The organism is Streptomyces sp. NPDC007084 (assembly GCF_040703595.1).
In the GTDB taxonomy this organism is placed as follows: domain Bacteria; phylum Actinomycetota; class Actinomycetes; order Streptomycetales; family Streptomycetaceae; genus Streptomyces.
Genome location: NZ_JBEYFY010000035.1, coordinates 1 through 19678, shown reverse-complemented (window position 1 = coordinate 19678; position 19678 = coordinate 1). Strand labels below are relative to the sequence as shown.

Genomic DNA, 19678 nt, shown 5'->3' with positions numbered 1-19678 from the left:
TGTGCCTCCGATGGCCCGTCTCCAGAAGCGAGAGGGCGCGTCATCTGCTGAGAATGGCGAAGACCCTCGCGCAGTGTTCGGGCAGGCGCGTCTACGATGGAAGCCTTCACGTCACTGCACCCACTTCGCCGTCCTAAAAAGCCGTCAAAGCTCCACTTGGGAAGGCCAGACGAATCCTGATGGGGAACTCAATGTCGTTCATCGGCCGTGACATGGCTGTCGACCTCGGGACCGCCAACACGCTGGTGTACGTCAGGGGTCGCGGGATCGTACTCAACGAGCCGTCCGTCGTCGCGATCAACACCAACACCGGTGGCATTCTCGCGGTCGGCGCGGAAGCGAAGAAGATGATCGGGCGGACGCCGGGCAACATCGTTGCCGTGCGCCCGCTGAAGGACGGTGTGATCGCCGACTTCGAGATCACCGAGCGCATGCTCCGCTACTTCATCCTGAAGATCCACAAGCGGCGCTACCTCGCCCGTCCCCGTGTCGTCGTCTGTGTGCCCTCCGGCATCACCGGCGTCGAGCGCCGTGCCGTCATCGAGGCGTCGTCCCAGGCCGGCGCCCGCCAGGTGCACATTATCGAGGAGCCCATGGCCGCGGCCATCGGCTCCGGCCTGCCGGTCCACGAGGCCACGGGCAACATGGTGGTGGACATCGGCGGCGGCACCACGGAGGTCGCGGTCATCTCGCTCGGCGGCATCGTCACCGCCCAGTCCATCCGCGTCGCAGGCGACGAACTGGACAACGCGATCATCCAGCACATCAAGAAGGAGTACAGCCTCCTCCTCGGTGAGCGGACGGCCGAACAGATCAAGATCACGATCGGTTCGGCGTACGACCTCGACACTGACGAGCACACCGAAATCCGCGGCCGGGACCTCGTGTCCGGACTGCCCAAGACGGTCGTCATCTCCGCGGCGGAGGTCCGCAAGGCGATCGAGGAGCCGGTCAACGCCATCGTCGACGCCGTGAAGACGACACTCGACAAGTGCCCGCCCGAGCTGTCCGGTGACGTGATGGACCGCGGAATCGTTCTGACCGGCGGCGGAGCCCTGCTGCGCGGCCTGGACGAGCGGCTCCGCCGCGAGACCGGCATGCCGATCCACATCGCCGAGGACCCCCTCGACAGCGTGGCGCTCGGCTCCGGGAAGTGCGTCGAGGAATTCGAGGCGCTCCAGCAGGTTCTGGACGCCCAGCCGCGCCGATGACGTAACGCTTCGATCCCGCCGTACGAGATGATCTCTTCTCGTACGGCGGATCATTGGTGTGGAGGCATAAACTCCTGCGACATAGAGACATAACCTCTCCCATACCAGTCACCCCGTCCTCCGTTCCATCCCCCCAGCCTCACCGCACCCGCGGGCCCGCTACTCGCCCGGGGTGCGCCCCTGTTGAACCATTCCGACGAGGAAGGCACGGCCGCCGCACGTGAGGGACACACGAGAGAGCCGGCTGCTCCTGGTGCTGCTGATCGCCATCGCGTTCGCACTGATCACGGTGGACATCCGCGGCGGGCAGGACTCACCGGTCGACGGTGCCCGCCAGGCCGCCGCCACGGTCTTCGGCCCGATCGAGAACGGGGTGTCGTCCGCGGTCGACCCCGTCGGCAACGCGATCGCCGCGGTCCGCGACTCCGGCAGCCGCCATGACCGCGTCGCCCAACTGGAGCGCGACAACGCGGCGTTGAAGGCGAAGCTCGGCAGCGACGACCGCAACCGCAGCCGCCTCAAGCAGCTCGACAAGATGATCAAGGTGGCCGGCGAGGGCCAGTACGGCATCAAGGGCGCCGAAGTGATCGCCATAGGAGCGGCCCAGGGCTTCTCCTGGACCGTCACCATCGACGTCGGCGCCCGCGACGGCATCACCCGCGACATGACGGTCCTGAACGGCGACGGACTCGTCGGCCGCGTCACCACCGTCGGCCCGCACACCGCCACCGTTCTGCTCGCCAACGACCCCGACTTCACCGTCGGCACCCGGATGGAGTCCAGCGACGAACTCGGCTTCGCCTCCGGCCAGGGCGACAGCCCGCTGCGCGTCGAACTCCTCAACGCCAAGGCGAAGATCAAGAAGGGCGACCGGCTGGTCACCTTCGGCTCGCAGGCCGACAAGCCGTTCGTGCCCGGCGTCCCCGTCGGCGTCGTCTCCCGGGTCGACCCCTCCGGCGGCGACCTCACCCGCACGGTCTACGTCAAGCCGTTCGTCTCGTTCACCAAGCTCGACATCCTCGGGGTCGTCGTCACCGCCCCGAAGAGCGACCCGCGCGACACCGTGCTGCCGCCGAAACCCAGACCCACGCCCACGCCGACGGTGACCGTCACGGTCACCCCCTCGGCGAACGCCCCCGTCGACGGCCAGCAGCAGCAGTAGCAGGAGGAGCCGAATCCCATGCGTTTCAACAGGATGCTGCTCTCCGTCACCCTGGTGGTCGTCGCCCTGGTGATCCAGGTGAGCGTTCTCGCCCGTCTGCACCTCCCGGGCGCCGTCCCGGACCTGGTGCTCCTGACCGTGCTCGCCCTCGCCCTGGTCTACGGCCATGTCGGCGGCGCCCTCATCGGCTTCGGCGCCGGTCTCCTCTCCGACGTCGTCCCGCCCGCCGACCACGCCGCCGGACGCTACGCCCTGGTGCTCTGCGTCATCGGCTACTGCGCTGGCCTGGTCAAGCCCGAGAACGGCCGGCTCAAGTCGGCCACCGGCCCGATGGCCGTGGTCGTCGTCGCCGCGATCGGCTCCACCCTGCTCTACGCCGGTGTCGGCGCCCTCGTCGGCGACACCGCCGCCCGTCACGTCGGGCTCACCAGCCTGCTGTTCACGGCCACCCTCTACGACCTGCTGCTCGCCCCGTTCGTCGTCCCCGTCGTGATGGCCCTGGCCCGGCGCGCCGAGAACGACCCGCTCTCCGACGCCGGTTCCGCCGCCAAGGCCGCCGACGTCTCGACGGGCTGGGCGGGCGCCGGCACCGGACTGCGCATCGGCGGCCAGCGCGGCGGACTGCGCGTGAAGGCGGCCAGGGCGCGGGTCGCCCGCGCCGGCCGCATCAAGGGCGTGAAGCGCCTGTGATGACACCGAGGGCACGCACACGCGGGGCACGCACACACACTGAGAGGGGGAGGCACCAGCAGTGACCAACATCCCGGAGACCGGCCGGACCCCACGGGTCCAGATCCGGCTCGTCGTCATCCAGATTCTCGTACTCTCCCTCCTCGGCACCCTCGGCGGACGCCTCTGGTACCTCCAGATCCGCAACGGCGACGAATACGCCAAGGAAGCCTCCGGCAACCACGTCCAGCAGGTCGTCCAGCCCGCCGTGCGCGGCTCGATCCTCGACGCCCGCGGCGTGCCGATCGCCGACAACGAGACCCGCCTCGTGGTCTCCGCCTCCCGCACCGACCTGCTGAAGATGCGCGACGACGGCCGGGCCGTCCTCACCAAGCTCGCCGGCGTCCTGGGCATGAAGCCCAAGGACGTCATGGAGAAGGTCCGCCTCTGCGACGCCAAGACGCCGCAGCCCTGCTGGAACGGCTCCCCCTACCAGCCCATCCCCATCACCGACGAGGCCACCGCCAAGCAGGCCCTCCAGATCCGCGAGCGCTCCGAGGACTTCCCCGGCATCAGCGCCGAGCCCGAGGCCGTCCGCCGCTACGCCGCCCCCGGCAAGGCCAACACCGCCCAGGTGCTCGGCTACCTCTCCCCGGTCACCGACGCCGAGATCACCAAGGCCAAGGACACCGACTCGCCGTACCTGCGCTCCGACCAGGTCGGACGCTCCGGCCTGGAGCGCCAGTACGACCGTGAGCTGCGCGGCAAGGCCGGCGTCACCCGCTACGAGGTCGACAACCTCGGCCGCGTCATCGGCCAGGCCAAGAGCGACAAGGCCGAGCCCGGCGCCAACCTCGTCACGAGCATCGACTCCCGCGTCCAGCGCGTCGCCGAGTACGAGCTGAACGACGCGATGAAGGTCGCCCGCACCCAGTTCGACAAGATCACCGGCGAGAACTACAAGGCCGACTCCGGTGCCGTCGTGGTGATGGAGGCCAAGACCGGCCGGGTCGTCGCCATGGCCTCCAACCCCTCGTACGACCCGAACGCCTGGGTCGGCGGCATCTCGGGCAAGGACTACACCGCGCTCACCGGCAAGGACTCCAACTATCCGCTGCTGAACCGCGCCATCCAGGGCCAGTCGGCGCCCGGCTCGACGTTCAAGGTGGTCTCCACGGCCGCCGCGGTCGAGGCCGGATACGCCTTCGACGGGCGTTACCCGTGCACGAGTTCCTACTCGGTCGGCAACCAGGTCTTCAAGAACTTCGAGGGCGAGAGCTTCGGCCCCATCTCGCTGGGCCGGGCCCTGGAGGTCTCCTGCGACACCGTCTTCTACGGCCTCTCCGACAGCGAGTGGAAGAAGGACGGGGGCATCAACCCCAAGAAGACCCCCAAGGACTACTTCTACAAGGCCGCCCACCAGTTCGGCCTCGGCAAGGAGACCGGCATCGACCTCCCCAACGAGGTCACCGGCCGCGTCCCCGACCGCAAGTGGAAGGCCGACTACTGGAAGGCCAACAAGGCCGTCTGGTGCAAGACCGGCAAGAAGGGCGGCACGTACGTCGAGCAGATCGCGTACGAGAACTGCCTCGAAGGCAACCGGATGCGCGAGGGCGACTCGATCAACTACTCCATCGGCCAGGGTGACACCCTCGTCACCCCGATCCAGGAGGCGGCCATCTACTCCGCCGTCTCCAACGGCGGCACCCTCTACGCCCCGACCATCGGCAAGGCGCTCGTCAGCCCCGACGGCAAGACTGTCCGGGAGATCAAGCCCAAGAAGAACGGCAAACTGCCCGTCGACCAGGCGACGCTCAAGGGGATAAACGATGCCTTCGCGGGCGTCGTCACCCGCGGTACCGCCGCCTGGAAGTTCGGCGGCTGGCCCCAGGACAAGATCCCGCTGCACGCCAAGACCGGTACCGCCGAGGTCTACGGCAAGCAGACGACCTCCTGGCTCGCCACGTACTCCAAGGACTACACGATCATCATGACGATCTCCCAGGCCGGTACCGGCTCGGGAGCCTCCGGTGAGGCCGTCCGCAAGATCTACAACGCGCTCTACGGCGTCTCGGCCGACGGCACCATCGACAGGAAGAAGGCCCTCCTGCCCACCCCGCAGAAGGGTCTGCCGAAGATCCAGAGCGACGGCTCGATCGACTCGCCGCCCGTCTCCAAGGACCCCGTCAAGGACCTCCAGGCCAACGACGCCCTGCGGGACGCCACGACCGACCAGGACCAGGACCTGCCCGCGGGCACCACCGCCTCACCGACGGCCGCCAACCGGGACACCCGCAGGCGCGGGGGCCGCCCGGGCGGGCGACGGGGGAAGAGGGTCCTGACATGACGACCGCGGCGACCAACGGCTTGAGGACCCTGACATGACCGGAGCCAACAACTTCTCCGTCTCCGGGTACGGACCCGAGCGCGCGGGCTGGACACGGCTGTTCGCCCGTGACTCGGTCGCGCGCCGGCTCGACTGGCCGATACTGCTGTCGGCCACCGCGCTCTCGCTGATCGGCTCGGCCCTCGTCTACTCGGCGACCCGCAACCGCACCGAGATCAACCAGGGCGACCCGTACTTCTTCCTGATCCGCCATCTGATGAACACGGGCATCGGCATCGGTCTGATGATCGGCACAATCTGGCTCGGCCACCGCACCCTGCGCACGGCCGTGCCGATCCTTTACGGCCTGTCCGTCTTCATGATCCTGCTGGTGCTGACCCCGCTCGGCGCCACCATCAACGGCCAGCGCAACTGGCTCGTCGCGGGCGGACTGTCGCTCCAGCCCGCCGAGTTCATCAAGATCACGATCATCCTGGGCATGGCGATGCTGCTGGCCACGCGGGTCGACGCGGGCGACAAGCAGTACCCCGACCACCGCACGGTGGTCCAGGCGCTCGGCCTCGCGGCCGTACCGATGTTGATCGTGCTGCTCATGCCCGACCTCGGCACCATCATGGTCGCGGTCGTCATCGTGCTCGGCGTCCTGCTGGCCTCCGGCGCCTCCAACCGCTGGGTGTTCGGTCTGATCGGCGCGGGCGCCCTCGGCGCGGTCGCCGTCTGGCAGCTCCACATCCTCGACGAGTACCAGATCAACCGCTTCGCCGCCTTCGCCAACCCCGACCTCGACCCGGCCGGCGTCGGCTACAACACGAACCAGGCCCGTATCGCCATCGGCTCCGGCGGCCTCTTCGGCACCGGCCTCGGCCACGGCTCGCAGACGACCGGCCAGTTCGTGCCGGAGCAGCAGACCGACTTCGTCTTCACCGTCGCAGGTGAGGAACTCGGCTTCGTCGGCGCGGGCCTGATCCTGGTCCTGCTCGGCGTGGTCCTGTGGCGCGCCTGCCGCATCGCCCGCGAGACCACCGAGCTGTACGGCACGATCGTCGCCGCCGGCATCATCGCCTGGTTCGCCTTCCAGGCCTTCGAGAACGTCGGCATGACGCTCGGCATCATGCCGGTCGCCGGTCTGCCCCTGCCCTTCGTCTCCTACGGAGGGTCCTCCATGTTCGCCGTGTGGGTCGCGGTGGGGCTGTTGCAGTCGATCAGGGTGCAGCGGCCCATGTCGGCGTAGGCCGCCGCCGCGACGAGCCCTTGCCGGGTGTCGCCCAGGCCGCTGTGGGGTGACATCCGGTCAGGATCGGGATCGGGATCGTGACATCCGGTCGGGATCGGGATCGTGACATCCGGTCAGGATCGGGATCGGGTGCGGGTGCGCGTACGGGGCCGCGGCGGGTACCCGTACGAGGCCGTGGCGGGTATGCGTACGGGTCCTCGATCGGCCAGGAGAGGCCGGTCAGGGGCTGCCCAGAGCCGTACATCGCGTCTAGATTCGGTTCATGGCGGACACGAAACGCGAGATCGAGCGCAAGTACGAAGGTCCCGCGAGCGAGAGCGGCGCCGGCGGCCTGCCGGACCTGAGCGGCGTCCCCGGTGTCGCCGCCGTCGTCGACAAGGGCCTCGCCGAACTCGACGCCACCTACTACGACACGCCCGACCAGCGCCTCGCCGCCGCCTCCGTCACCCTGCGCCGCCGCACCGGGGGCGCGGACGCCGGCTGGCACCTCAAACTCCCCGTCTCCGAGGGCGTCCGCGACGAGATCCGCGCGCCCCTCTCCGACACCGTGCCGCGTGCCCTGTCCGGCCTGGTGCGCTCCCGGGTGCGCGAGGCGGAACTCGTCCCGCTCGTCCGCCTGGTCTCCGCCCGTGACGTCCGCCACCTGGTCGACGCCTCAGGCGCGCTGCTCGCCGAGGTCAGCCTCGACCGTGTCCGCGCGGAGCGGCTCGACGGGGGCGCGGGTGAGGGCGGCGGCGGAGACGGGGGCGGGCGCTCGGCCGGTGCGACCGCAGCCTGGACCGAGATCGAGGTGGAACTCGCCGACGACGGCGACCCCGCCTTCCTCGACAAGGTGGAGAAGAAACTCCGCAAGGCCGGCCTCCGCCGCTCCGCCGCCCCCTCCAAACTCGCCAAGGCCCTCGCGGAGACAGGCGAGCGGGCATACGAGGGGGCCGGAGCGCGGGCAGGCAAGGGGACTGGAGCGCGGGCGGGCAAGGGGACCGGAGTGCGAGCGGGCAAGGGGACCGGAGTGCCAGCGGGCAAGGGGGCCGGCGAGCGTGCCGGGAAGCGGGCCCGGAAACCCGCCTCCGCGGCGGAGCCCACCTTCGCGGCCGAATCCGCCTCCGCGGCGGAACCCGCCTCCGCAGCGGAACCCGCCCGGAAACCCGCCGCGGAACTCCGCACCGCCGGCGATCACGTCCTCGCCTACCTCCGTACCCAGCGCGACGCCCTGGTCGAACTCGATCCCGCCGTCCGCCGTGACCTCCCCGACTCCGTGCACAGCATGCGCGTCGCCACCCGCCGGATGCGCAGCGCCTTCGGCTCGTACGCCAGGCTCCTCGACCCCGCCGTCACCGGCCCGATCGGCGACGAGCTGAAGTGGCTGGCCGGTGAACTCGGCGTCGACCGGGACCGGGAGGTGCTCACCGACCGGCTCACCCACGCCCTCGGGGAACTGCCCCGCCCGCTGGTCACCGGGCCCGTCCGCACCCGGCTGCGCACCTGGGCGCACGCCCGCCACGGCGGCTCCCGGCGCCGCCTGCTCGCCGTCCTCGACGGCAAGCGCTATCTCGCCCTGCTGACCGCCCTCGACGCCCTCGTCACCGAGCCGCCGCTGCTCAAGGGCGCCGCCGGGGACCCCGGAAAGGTGATCGCCAAGGCCGTCCGCAAGGACTTCGCCCGGGTCGGCGAACTCGTCGCGGAGGCGATCGACGGACAGCCCGGCACCGACCGCGACCTCGCGATGCACGAGGCCCGCAAGAAGGCCAAGCGCACCCGTTACGCCGCCGAGGCCGCCACCCCGGCACTCGGCGCCCCCGCGGCCTCGCTCGCCAAGGCGATGAAGTCCCTCCAGGGCCTCCTGGGGGACCACCAGGACAGCGTGATGACCCGTGAGGCCCTGCGGGAACTCGCGGCCCTGGCGCACGCGGCCGGGGAGAGCGCGTTCACCTACGGCGTGCTCTACGGGCGCGAGGAGCGGCGCGCGGCGGAGGCGGAGGCGGCGCTGCCGGAGGCCTGGCGGGCGACGGCGGCACAGGCGTCCGTCTGACGCCCGTCTGACGGCCGTCAGACGGACCGGAGCCGGACCGGGGCGGGGCCGGGGCGACCGTCGGGGCTGGCCGTGGGCAGAGGGCCCTCCGGTCCGCGCTACGCTGGATGGTCACCCCTGTCGGCTCACGAAGGTTCGCGAGATGTCTGCCGAAACCGCTGTGTCGGTCTTCCCACAGCTCGAAGCCCTGCTCCCGCATGTGCAGAAGCCCATTCAGTACGTCGGCGGAGAACTCAACTCCACGGTCAAGCCGTGGGAGGACTGCGACGTCCGCTGGGCGCTGATGTACCCCGACGCGTACGAGGTCGGCCTGCCCAACCAGGGCGTCATGATCCTCTACGAGGTGCTGAACGAACGCGAGGGCGTCCTCGCCGAGCGCACCTACAGCGTCTGGCCCGACCTGGAGGAGCTGATGCGCGAGCACCGGGTCCCCCAGTTCACCGTGGACAGCCACCGCCCGGTGAAGGCCTTCGACGTGTTCGGCCTGTCCTTCTCCACGGAGCTGGGCTACACGAACATGCTGGCCGCCCTCGACCTGGCCGGCATCCCGCTGGAGTCGAAGGACCGCACCCTCGACGACCCGATCGTGCTGGCCGGCGGGCACGCCGCGTTCAACCCCGAGCCGATCGCCGACTTCATCGACGCGGCGGTCATCGGTGACGGCGAGCAGGCCGTGCTCGACATGACGGAGATCATCCGCGCCTGGAAGGCGGAGGGCCGCCCCGGCGGGCGCGAGGAGGTCCTCTTCCGCCTGGCGAAGACCGGAAACGTCTACATCCCGGCGTTCTACGACGTCGAGTACCTCCCCGACGGCCGGATCGCCCGTGTGGTCCCGAACAAGTCGGGCGTCCCGTGGCGCGTCTCCAAGCACACGGTGATGGACCTCGACGAGTGGCCCTACCCGAAGCAGCCCCTGGTCCCCCTCGCGGAGACCGTCCACGAGCGCATGTCGGTGGAGATCTTCCGCGGCTGCACCCGCGGCTGCCGCTTCTGCCAGGCGGGCATGATCACCCGTCCGGTGCGGGAGCGGTCCATCACGGGCATCGGCGAGATGGTGGAGAAGGGCCTGAAGGCGACCGGCTTCGAGGAGGTCGGCCTGCTCTCGCTGTCCTCCGCCGACCACACGGAGATCGGCGACATCGCCAAGGGCCTCGCGGACCGGTACGAGGAGGACAAGATCGGTCTCTCCCTGCCCTCCACCCGCGTGGACGCCTTCAACGTCGACCTGGCGAACGAGCTGACCCGCAACGGCCGCCGCTCCGGCCTGACGTTCGCGCCCGAGGGCGGCTCCGAGCGCATGCGCAAGGTCATCAACAAGATGGTCTCGGAGGAGGACCTCATCCGGACCGTCTCCACCGCCTACGGCAACGGCTGGCGCCAGGTGAAGCTGTACTTCATGTGCGGTCTGCCGACCGAGACGGACGAGGACGTCCTCCAGATCGCCGACATGGCGATGAACGTGATCGCCGAGGGCCGCAAGGTCTCCGGCCAGAACGACATCCGCTGCACGGTCTCCATCGGCGGCTTCGTGCCCAAGCCGCACACCCCCTTCCAGTGGGCGCCGCAGCTCTCCGCCGAGGACACCGACGCCCGCCTCACCAAGCTCCGCGACAAGATCCGCGGCGACAAGAAGTACGGCCGCTCCATCGGCTTCCGCTACCACGACGGCAAGCCGGGCATCGTGGAGGGCCTGCTGTCCCGCGGCGACCGCCGCATCGGCTCGGTCATCCGCGCGGTCTACGAGGACGGCGGCCGCTTCGACGGCTGGCGCGAGTACTTCTCGTACGAGCGCTGGATGCGCTGCGCAGACAAGACGCTCCCCGAGTACGGCGTGGACGTCGACTGGTACACCACCCGCGAGCGCTCCTACGAGGAGGTCCTGCCCTGGGACCACCTGGACTCCGGTCTCGACAAGGACTGGCTCTGGGAGGACTGGCAGGACGCCCTGGACGAGACCGAGGTCGACGACTGCCGCTGGACCCCGTGCTTCGACTGCGGCGTCTGCCCCCAGATGGACACCAGCATCCAGATCGGCCCGACAGGCAAGAAACTGCTTCCGCTGACGGTAAAGAACGCAGCCCCGACGCCGGCATCGAGCGGTCACTCTCACTGAGGTGAGCGGGGCACTCGATCGGGTGATGGAGGTGCTGGCGGGAGCGAGCGAGGACGAGGTGACGACTGCGCTGTCCGCGGCTGGCGCCTCGCCCTCTCGCCCGTCGGTGCCACCAGTACCCCTCCGGACGCCTCTGCCGGGCCCTGAGGCCTCGCTGTACATCTTTTCTGAGGTGGAGTGGGTCTGAGGCCCGGATTGGCTTCTGCGTGACGTGTACGACCCTGCGAGCTCCCCTTGCTGACAGGGAAGGGGAGCCTCGTTGCTGTTCGCCGGGGAGCGAATCCGCGGACCGACGGCTTGACTCGTCAGCTCAGGCCGAACCAGTTGCGTGTGTAGCACGCAGGAACATGTCGGCCCCGAATCCCTCCCAGTCAACGGTCATGGTCTTCGCCGAGAGCCCGTACACCCGTCCAACAGTTCGGTCGGTGTTGCCGTCATCGCATTTGAGCCTGATGACGTTCAGCCCGTCTTCCTTGGCCACCTTGCCTCGACAGCGGTGAGACCCGATCAGTTCGACCCGCGGGCCATCGATGTGGAGTATGACTATGCCTTCGGCGTCCGAGCTCATGGATGCGCGAGAGGAACCCCAGCTATCGGTGAGCGCGGCATCAGCCTTGCCGCTGTCCTTCCGAGGCTTGGGCGTGCTGGCCTCGCTGCTGGAGCTCGATGTCGGCCTCGGGGAGGACGTCACTTCCTTGGGCTTGGTGCCACTACACGCGGACAAGACGACGATTGCCGCCAAGGTCGCCCCGGAAATCTTCTGTACTCGCTTGATCACGTCACCCCTCCGAAGGGCCAGCATCGGGACCGGTTCTGGGACGACCCCGCTGGTCAGCGCGCTGAGGCTACAACATGCCGTCTTCGCGTCGAGCACCCGCCGGGTACCGCCCAAGGGCCGGGGGCTTGCTCAGTCGGCGCCCGGAGTTGCTGCCTCTGGCGGTCACAAGCGCTCCGAACCAATGGACTCGAGCACTGAGGTGAGGTGCCTCGTGAAGGCTCTGAAGGACGGCGGCCAGGCAGAAACAGCTGCCGTCCTCAAGGCTCTCGGCACGTAGATCAGGTCGCAAGAGTAGCCAGTCCCCGAGCTCCTTGCGCTTCCACGGCGGAACCTTCATCGCCGACACGTTGAGATCACTGGCCACGCCTATGACTCGGCAACCGCGGTCTAGGGCCAGTTTTCGGAGATCGAGCTCCTGGCGGACGGGGGACGTCGTGTCGTCGGTGAGCACGGACAGCCGTACGGACAGCAGGGCTCGTGGGGCGTCGTCGGGTAAGCGTGCTTCAGCCTTCTTCAGCTCTCTTAAAGGGGCTACGTCCGCTGCCGTCCACTCGGCCTCAACTGAGTATTGGCTGCGGTCAGTTGCGGTGCGCGTCCTCGTTCGCTTCGCCATGTTCAGCACCGTAGCGGTTTTGGGCATGTTGGCATATAGCCGCAGATAGACACCAGCATCCAGATCGGCCCGACAGGCAAGAAACTGCTTCCGCTGACGGTAAAGAACGCGGCCCCGACGCCGGCATCGACCGGCCACTCTCACTGAGGTGAGCGGGACACCGGGCCTGAGACTGAGCCCCGTACCGCCCTGTGCGTGACTGTGCGACCGGCGAGCCCCTTTGCCCTGACCGGCAAGGGGGCTCGCCGGCGTTTGTCTTTCAGGGCAAAGAGGCCGGGTCGGGTCGCAGGCGCGGGTGTTTGGGGGGTTTGGGAAGCGCCCCCTGCCCCGTGGGGAGGGAGTGCCTTGGGACCGGTGGGGTCAGGGAGTTTCCGCCTGGGGGCCGTAGGCCGTCGCGATGGCCTGGGACGTGGCCCAGCCGCTGTACGTGGGGGACTGGGGCCAGCCTTCGGGGGAGTCCTGCCACTCCTCCTGGCGGCCGTAGGGCAGCAGGTCGATGAGCGGGAAGGTGTGGCTCAGCTGCTCGGTGCCGCGGCCGTCGGTGTGCCAGGTGCGGTGGACGGTGTCGCCGTCGCGCAGGAACACGTTGACCGCGAAGCCGCCGCCGGGCGGGGCGCCGACATCCGCGCCGAAGGGGCTGTTCGCCGTCGAGTACCACGGCATCCGGTTGCCGACCCGCTCCTTGTAGGCGAGCGCCTCGGCGATGGGGCCCTGGGTGACGATGACGAAACGGGCGTCGTAGGCGTCCAGGAACTCCAGGCGGGTGAACTGGGCGGTGAACCCCGTACAGCCCGAGCACTGCCAGTCCTGGCCGGCGAACCACATGTGGTGGTAGACGATGAGCTGCCGCTTGTCCTCGAAGACGTCCGCGAGCCGGACCGGGCCGTCCGCGCCCTCCAGCGTGTAGGCGGGCATCTCGACCATCGGCAGTCGCCGGCGCTCGGCGGCGATGGCGTCCAGCTCCCGCGTAGCGGCCTTCTCCCGTGCCCGCAGGGCCTCCAGCCGTTTCTCCCAGGTCGCGCTGTCGACAACAGGGGGCAGTGCGTGGACGGTCATGGTCCCTCACAAGGCTCGGCTTACCCGGGTACCCGGCTTTCCGTACGAGGGGCAGACTCCGCGGCGAGCGGGAACTCATCGGTCCACGACGACCGGCGAGGGCGGGACTGATCGGTTCGGGGTGAAGTTCCCATGGCTCGGGCCCGTATGACGGTTCCTCCGGTGCGGTTCGGCCGACGCTTTTCGTCCGGCGCGGTTTGTCCGGCGCGGTTCGGTCGGTGTCGCGTGCGCGGCGATTTCGGGGGCCGCGCAGCGCGTCGGGCGCATCCATCGGGGCGGGCGCTGCGTCTAGGCAGGTATGGATCTGGAGAAGCCGCCCGCCGGGCCACCTGGGACCCCTGCCGGGCCACCTGGGACCCCCCTCGGGCCACCTGGGACCCCCGGGACCCCCGCGCCGTCCGAGATGCCCGGTGCCGCCGCCGAGGGCTGTCTCGCCGTCGCGATCCGCGTCCCGGTGCGGATCGTCGTGCTCGTGCTCGTCGTGCCGGTGCGGATGGTGTGGGACGCGTGTGCCGTGGGTGGACGGTTCCTCCGGGACACCCTGCTGCGTCCGCTGGGGCGGCTCCTCGGGTGGGTGGCGCGGGCCGTGTTCGTCTGGCCGTTCGTCGCGCTGTGGCGGTACGTCCTCGTCCCGGCCGGCATCGCGCTGGCCTGGCTCGGCCGGGTGCTGCTCGTCGTGCCCGCCGGGTGGCTGTACCGCACGATCCTGACCCCGCTCGGCCACGCGGTCACCTGGTTCGCCGCCGGGATCGGGGCGCTGCTCGGCTGGGCGTACGCCCGGCTGCTCACCCCGGTCGGGCACGCCGTCGCCGCGCTGCTCCGGGGCATCGGGCTGGTCCTCGCCGCCGTCGGGGGCGGGATCTGGACGGCCCTCGTCTGGCTGGCCCGCCACCTGGTGGTCGTGCCCGCCGGATGGCTCTACACCTGGGTGCTCGCACCCGTCGGCAGGACGGTCGTCCTGATACTCACCGGGCTCGTGTGGGTCGTACGGATGATCCTGGTCGGCGTCGGCGCCGTCCTCTACTGGACGGCCCGCCTGCTGCTGGTGCTGCCCGCGCTCGCGCTGTGGCGCTGGGTGCTCGCCCCGGCCGGCCGGTTCCTCGCCGTCGTCGGCCGGGAGATCGGCGAGGCGCTCGGGCACGCCTGGCGTGTCGCCGGACACATCTCGCTCGCCGTCGGCCGGTTCCTCGGACGGCTGCTGCGCTGGACCCTGGTTGATCCGGCCCGCTGGGCCTACCGGACGGTGCTGACGCCGGTCGGACACACCGTCCGCGACCTGGTCCTCAAGCCCGCCGCCGAGGCGGCGCGCGTCGCCGGACGGGCGGCACGGCAGGCCCTGGCCGCCGCCCGCGACGGCGCCCGCCAGGCCCGCGCCGACTTCCGCCGCCTTCTCTTCGGCCCGCCCCCGGCACCCCGGCTCGCCCCGGCACCGGAACCCCGGCTCGCCCGGGCAGCCGAACCCCGGCTCGCCCCGGCACCGCACGAGCGGCCCGGCGGCGGACCGGAACAACGCCCCGGCGCACCCCGGGAAGCGGAGCCACTCGGTCCGCGGGAACCGGTCGCCGCCCGGACACGTACTCTTGGTAGCAGTACGACCGCACTCACGAAGGACTGAGCGACACTGGCGAAGCGACAGCCCGAAGGCCCGCCTCCCGCACCCGCGGTGCAGCGCATCCGACTGCGCTACACCAAGCGCGGCCGCCTCCGGTTCACCAGCCACCGTGACTTCCAGCGCGCCTTCGAGCGCGCCCTGCGCCGTGCCGCCGTCCCGATGGCGTACTCGGCCGGGTTCACCCCGCACCCCAAGGTGTCGTACGCCAATGCCGCACCCACCGGCACGGGCAGCGAGGCGGAGTACCTGGAGATCGCGCTCACCGAGGCCCGCGACCCGGAGACCCTGCGTGAGCTTCTCGACGAGTCGATGCCCTCGGGCCTCGACATCATCGAGGCCGTCGAGGCCCGCACCTCGGGTCTCGCCGACCGGCTCACCGCCTCCGTGTGGGAGCTGCGCCTGGACGGAGTGGAACCGGCCGAGGCGGAGCGCGCGGTCGAGGCCTTCACGGCGGCCGAGACCGTCGAGGTCCGCCGCAAGACCAAGAACGGGGTACGGACGTTCGATGCCCGTGGCCCGGTGGCGGCTCTCCAGACGGTTCCGGAGACGCACGGTCCCCAGGCTGATAGGCCGAGCGACCAGCCCTGTGCGATACTGCGGCTGGTTGTTCGGCACGTGACGCCTGCCGTTCGACCCGACGACGTCCTGTCCGGTCTCAGCGCCGTGGCCGACCTGGCGCCGCCGGTCGCCGCAGCGGTGACCAGGCTGGCGCAGGGGCTGTTCGATGAAGAGACCGGCACGGTGACCGACCCGCTCGCGCCCGACCGCGAGGCAGTCGCAGCCGCCCCAGCCGTTCGCGCCGGGGCCGCAGAAACTGCCACCGCGAAGGCGTCGGCGTAAGGAAGTCCCGCGTAAGGACGCACGTCGTAGCGCCGCCCTCGTATCCGGGAGCCACCTGGGTCGGGCAGCGCACCGACCACAAGACTTTCGCCAGGCCGTACGCACACATGGCGTACGGAACCGGCGAGACAGGACACAGAGAGCTCCCGTGCGGCGCCCGCGCCCCGGACGGCGGCACCGCGCATCGCGCGAGCCGCGGACGTCACCGGCACTGCCGGACCAGGCGCGGCGCCCGGGAGCCTGACGGGAGATCCACCCGCATGCTTGAGCCGACCGAACCCGCCGCGCCCGCCACGGGCGCCGACGACAACAACACCCCCAGCGACACCCTGCCGCCGCGGCGCCGCCGCCGTGCCGCCTCGCGCCCCGCCGGTCCGCCGACCGCCGCCGCCGAGGCCGTGGCCGAGACCACCGCGCCGGCCATACCGGCCGTCGCGTCCGCCGGCCCCGTCGCGGACGAGTCCGCCGCCGCTCCGGACACCGTGGACGCCGAGGCCGAGGAGACGGACGAGACGGCCGAGGCCGTAGCGCCCGCCGAGGCACCTGAGGTCACCGAAGCGCCTGAGGCGGACGAGGCCGCGCCGCGCCGTACGCGCCGCCGTGCCACCCGCCGGGTCTCCGCACCCGCCGGCACGCCGGAGGCCGCCGCCGAGACCGCCGAGACCGTGGTGCCCGCCGCCGCGGCCGTCGCCGAGCCCGCGGCCCAGGCCGCCGAGGAGACCCCGGCGGCCGTCGAGGAGCCCGCTCCCGCCGCCCGTCCGCGCCGCCGCGCCACCCGCCGGGTCACCGCGCCCACCGCGACCCCCGCCGAGGCCGCCGAGACCGTGACGGCCCCCGCCGAGCCCGTCGCCGCCCCCGTGGAGGCCGCCGCCGAGGCGCCCGCCGACACCGTGGCCGAGGACGCCGCTCCCCGCCGCGGTACCCGCCGCCGCGCCACCCGGCGCGTCTCCGCCCCGGCCGGCGCCCCCGAGGGTGACGCCGCCGACGAGCGTGTGGAGGCGCCCGTGACCAGCGAGAACAAGCCCGCGGACAGCAAGTCCGCGGACAGCACGTCCGCCGATACCCGGTCCGCGGAGAGCACGCCCGCCGAGGCCGGGCGTCCCGAGGCCGTCGCGGACTCCGCGCCGGCCGAGGAAGGCGCCCCGCGCCGTGGCCGCCGCCGCGCCACCCGCAAGGCCGCCGTCGGCTTCTCGGCGCCCGCGCCGAAGGAGAACGACGAGTCCGCGCGCCGCCCCGGCCGCCCCGCCGTCGCCGTGTTCCAGGCGCCGGTGTTCACCGAGCCGATGTTCCAGACGCCGGAGCGGGCGGCGGCAGCCGCCGCAGCCGAGGCGGCCGGAGCGAGCACCGAGGCGCCCGCGCCCGTCGAGGCCCCCGAGCCGGCCGAGGCCGTCGAGGAGCCCACCGGCGGCCGGCGCAGCCGCCGCCGTCGCCGGGCCGTCGAGGACGAGCCGGTCGCCGTGGCCGTGGAGCCGCAGGACGTAGTGGAGCCGCAGGCGACCGTCGAGGACGCCGAGCCGGCGGAGGACGCCGAGGACATCGCCGAGGGCGACGACGGCGAGGAGGAGTCCGCGGGCTCCCGTCGCCGCCGCCGTCGCGGTGGCCGTCGCCGCCGCCGCGGTGAGTCCGCCGACGCCGACCACGACTCGGCCGACTCCGCCGAGGACGACGACGCGGCCGAGCAGGCCGTTCAGGACGCCGAGGACACCGCCGAGCAGGTCGAGGAGGACGCCGAGGAGTCCGAGGACGACGAGCGCGGGGAGCCGGGTGGCTCCAGCAGCAGCCGGCGCCGCCGGCGCCGCCGCCGTCGCGCCGGTGACTCCGGCGGCGACAGCGAGCCGGGCGACAACGACCCCGAGCGCACCGTCGTGAAGGTCCGCGAGCCGCGCGGCAAGAAGGAAGACCACCCGTCCGACGAGGTGCAGTCCATCAAGGGCTCCACCCGTCTGGAGGCGAAGAAGCAGCGCCGCCGCGAGGGCCGCGAGCAGGGCCGCCGCCGGGTCCCGATCATCACCGAGGCCGAGTTCCTGGCCCGCCGCGAGGCCGTCGAGCGCGTGATGGTCGTCCGCCAGAGCGGCGAGCGCACCCAGATCGGCGTCCTTGAGGACAACGTGCTCGTGGAGCACTACGTCAACAAGGAGCAGTCGACCTCGTACGTCGGCAACGTCTACCTGGGCAAGGTCCAGAACGTGCTGCCGTCGATGGAGGCCGCCTTCATCGACATCGGCAAGGGCCGCAACGCCGTGCTCTACGCCGGTGAGGTCAACTTCGAGGCGCTCGGCATGTCGGGCGGGCCGCGCCGTATCGAGTCCGCCCTCAAGTCCGGCCAGTCGGTCCTGGTGCAGGTCACCAAGGACCCGATCGGCCACAAGGGCGCGCGTCTGACCAGCCAGGTCTCCCTGCCGGGCCGCTACCTGGTGTACGTGCCCGAGGGCTCCATGACCGGCATCAGCCGCAAGCTGCCCGACACCGAGCGCGCGCGTCTGAAGACCATCCTCAAGAAGATCGTCCCCGAGGACGCGGGCGTCATCGTGCGCACCGCCGCCGAGGGTGCGAGCGAGGACGAGCTGCGCCGTGACGTCGAGCGGCTGCAGGCGCAGTGGGAGGACATCCAGAAGAAGGCGAAGACGGGCAACGCGCCGACGCTGCTCTACGGCGAGCCGGACATGACCGTCCGTGTCGTCCGCGACATCTTCAACGAGGACTTCTCCAAGGTCATCGTCAGCGGTGACGAGGCGTGGGAGACCATCCACGGCTACGTGGCGCACGTGGCGCCCGACCTGACCGACCGGCTCTCGAAGTGGACCTCCGAGGTCGACGTCTTCGCGACCTACCGGATCGACGAGCAGCTCATGAAGGCGCTGGACCGCAAGGTCTGGCTGCCGAGCGGCGGCTCGCTGGTGATCGACAAGACCGAGGCGATGATCGTCGTCGACGTCAACACCGGCAAGTTCACCGGCCAGGGCGGCAACCTCGAAGAGACCGTGACCAGGAACAACCTGGAGGCGGCCGAGGAGATCGTGCGCCAGCTCCGGCTGCGCGACCTGGGCGGCATCGTCGTCATCGACTTCATCGACATGGTCCTGGAGTCCAACCGCGACCTCGTCCTGCGGCGCCTGCTGGAGTGCCTGGGCCGTGACCGTACGAAGCACCAGGTCGCCGAGGTGACCTCGCTGGGCCTGGTCCAGATGACCCGTAAGCGGGTCGGCCAGGGCCTGCTGGAGTCGTTCTCCGAGACCTGCGTCCACTGCAACGGCCGCGGTGTCATCGTGCACATGGAGCAGCCGACGTCCGTCGGTGGCGGCGGCAAGCGCAAGAAGCGCGGCCGTGGCGGTGCCGAGCAGACGCACGAGCACGACCACGACCACGACACGCACGAGACGCACGACACGGCCGAGGAGCCGGAGACGGTCGAGACCGAGGCCGAGCTGGCCGCGGAGGTCGCCGCGCCCGTGGCGGTTGAGCCGGACTTCCAGCCGGACGAGGAGCTGTACGGCAGCGTCGCCGAGGCGGAGGCCGCGGCGGGCCGGGGTCGTTCGCGGCGCCGCGCCACCCGGCGTGCCTCGGCTCCGGCCGGTGCCCCGAAGTCCGAGGAGCGCGCTCCCCGGAGCCGCCGCGAGGAGCGGGCCGAGCGGGCCGCCGCGCGGTCCCGTGAGGCCGCCGAGGCCGAGCCGGCCGCCGTCGAGGACCCGGTCGTCGAGGCCCCTGCTCCCGAGCAGCCGGCCGTCGAGCAGCCGGTCGCCGAGCAGCCGGTGGCCGAGGCGCCCGCCGAGGAGACGCCGGCCCCCGTGGCCGCCGTCGCCGAGGAGGACGCCGCTCCCAAGGGCCGTACGCGGCGCCGGGCGACCCGGAAGGTGTCCGCGCCCGCCGGTTCGCCCAAGGAGGCCGAGGAGACCGTCGTGACGGTCGCGGTCACGGACCCCGCTCCGGCGCCCGTCGCCGAGGCACCCGAGGCACCCGAGGCCGAGCCCGCCCCCGAGCCGGCTGCGGCCGAGAGCGCCGCTCCGGCCCGTCCGC

General features: G+C 71.2%; 12 protein-coding genes and 1 pseudogene. 10 read left to right on the top strand and 3 right to left on the bottom strand.

Translation table 11 applies throughout. From position 1 onward, the window contains the following. The first annotated feature begins 191 nt into the window (after window positions 1–191). The 7 genes from AB0912_RS24660 (at window position 192) to AB0912_RS24630 (ending at window position 10765) form a co-directional block, all read left to right on the top strand. Entirely contained in the window at window positions 192–1211 is a 1020-nt protein-coding gene (locus AB0912_RS24660) for a rod shape-determining protein (RefSeq protein ID WP_081217257.1), read from the top strand. 220 nt (window positions 1212–1431) lie between these two features. Continuing rightward, the gene (gene mreC, locus AB0912_RS24655; RefSeq protein ID WP_366703267.1) at window positions 1432–2373 is read left to right on the top strand and encodes a rod shape-determining protein MreC; all 942 of its coding nucleotides are present in this window, start codon (window positions 1432–1434) and stop codon (window positions 2371–2373) included. 18 nt (window positions 2374–2391) lie between these two features. Continuing rightward, on the top strand, window positions 2392–3063 hold the full coding sequence (gene mreD / locus AB0912_RS24650; RefSeq protein ID WP_366703265.1) for a rod shape-determining protein MreD: 672 nt from the start codon (window positions 2392–2394) through the stop codon (window positions 3061–3063). A 61-nt stretch (window positions 3064–3124) separates the two neighbouring features. Further along, on the top strand, window positions 3125–5389 hold the full coding sequence (mrdA, locus tag AB0912_RS24645; RefSeq protein WP_366703263.1) for a penicillin-binding protein 2: 2265 nt from the start codon (window positions 3125–3127) through the stop codon (window positions 5387–5389). Window positions 5390–5423: 34 nt separating this feature from the next. Next, a complete protein-coding gene (gene rodA, locus AB0912_RS24640) occupies window positions 5424–6620 on the top strand; it encodes a rod shape-determining protein RodA (protein WP_366703260.1) in 1197 nt (398 codons plus the stop codon). 265 nt (window positions 6621–6885) lie between these two features. After that, window positions 6886–8652, top strand: coding sequence for a CYTH and CHAD domain-containing protein (locus AB0912_RS24635; RefSeq protein WP_366703258.1), 1767 nt, complete (start codon window positions 6886–6888; stop codon window positions 8650–8652). Between the two features lie 142 nt (window positions 8653–8794). Continuing rightward, window positions 8795–10765, top strand: a complete 1971-nt coding sequence (locus tag AB0912_RS24630) for a TIGR03960 family B12-binding radical SAM protein (protein WP_366703256.1) — start codon at window positions 8795–8797, stop codon at window positions 10763–10765. A 310-nt stretch (window positions 10766–11075) separates the two neighbouring features. On the opposite strand, the gene AB0912_RS24625 is transcribed toward AB0912_RS24630, so the two are convergent. The 3 genes and pseudogenes from AB0912_RS24625 to AB0912_RS24615 all read right to left on the bottom strand — a co-directional run bounded on the left by AB0912_RS24625 (window position 11076) and on the right by AB0912_RS24615 (window position 13212). Then, entirely contained in the window at window positions 11076–11543 is a 468-nt protein-coding gene (locus AB0912_RS24625) for a hypothetical protein (RefSeq protein ID WP_366703254.1), read from the bottom strand. Window positions 11544–11835: 292 nt separating this feature from the next. Then, a pseudogene (locus AB0912_RS24620) lies at window positions 11836–12156 on the bottom strand (recombinase family protein); the annotation flags it as partial. 360 nt (window positions 12157–12516) lie between these two features. Further along, the gene (locus AB0912_RS24615; RefSeq protein ID WP_366703252.1) at window positions 12517–13212 is read right to left on the bottom strand and encodes a DUF899 family protein; all 696 of its coding nucleotides are present in this window, start codon (window positions 13210–13212) and stop codon (window positions 12517–12519) included. A 403-nt stretch (window positions 13213–13615) separates the two neighbouring features. Here AB0912_RS24615 and AB0912_RS24610 point away from each other — a divergent pair, with 403 nt between their 5' ends. From AB0912_RS24610 to AB0912_RS24600, 3 genes are all read left to right on the top strand, one after another. Continuing rightward, window positions 13616–14827 carry a hypothetical protein gene (locus tag AB0912_RS24610; protein ID WP_366703250.1) on the top strand — a complete coding sequence of 404 codons (1212 nt, stop codon included), beginning with the start codon at window positions 13616–13618 and terminating at the stop codon, window positions 14825–14827. A gap of 48 nt (window positions 14828–14875) precedes the next feature. Next, window positions 14876–15664 (top strand): TIGR03936 family radical SAM-associated protein, encoded by a 789-nt coding sequence (locus AB0912_RS24605; protein WP_366703248.1) that lies wholly within the window; start codon window positions 14876–14878, stop codon window positions 15662–15664. Between the two features lie 260 nt (window positions 15665–15924). Continuing rightward, on the top strand, window positions 15925–19678 hold a 3754-nt coding region (locus tag AB0912_RS24600; protein WP_366703246.1), incomplete at its 3' end, for an Rne/Rng family ribonuclease.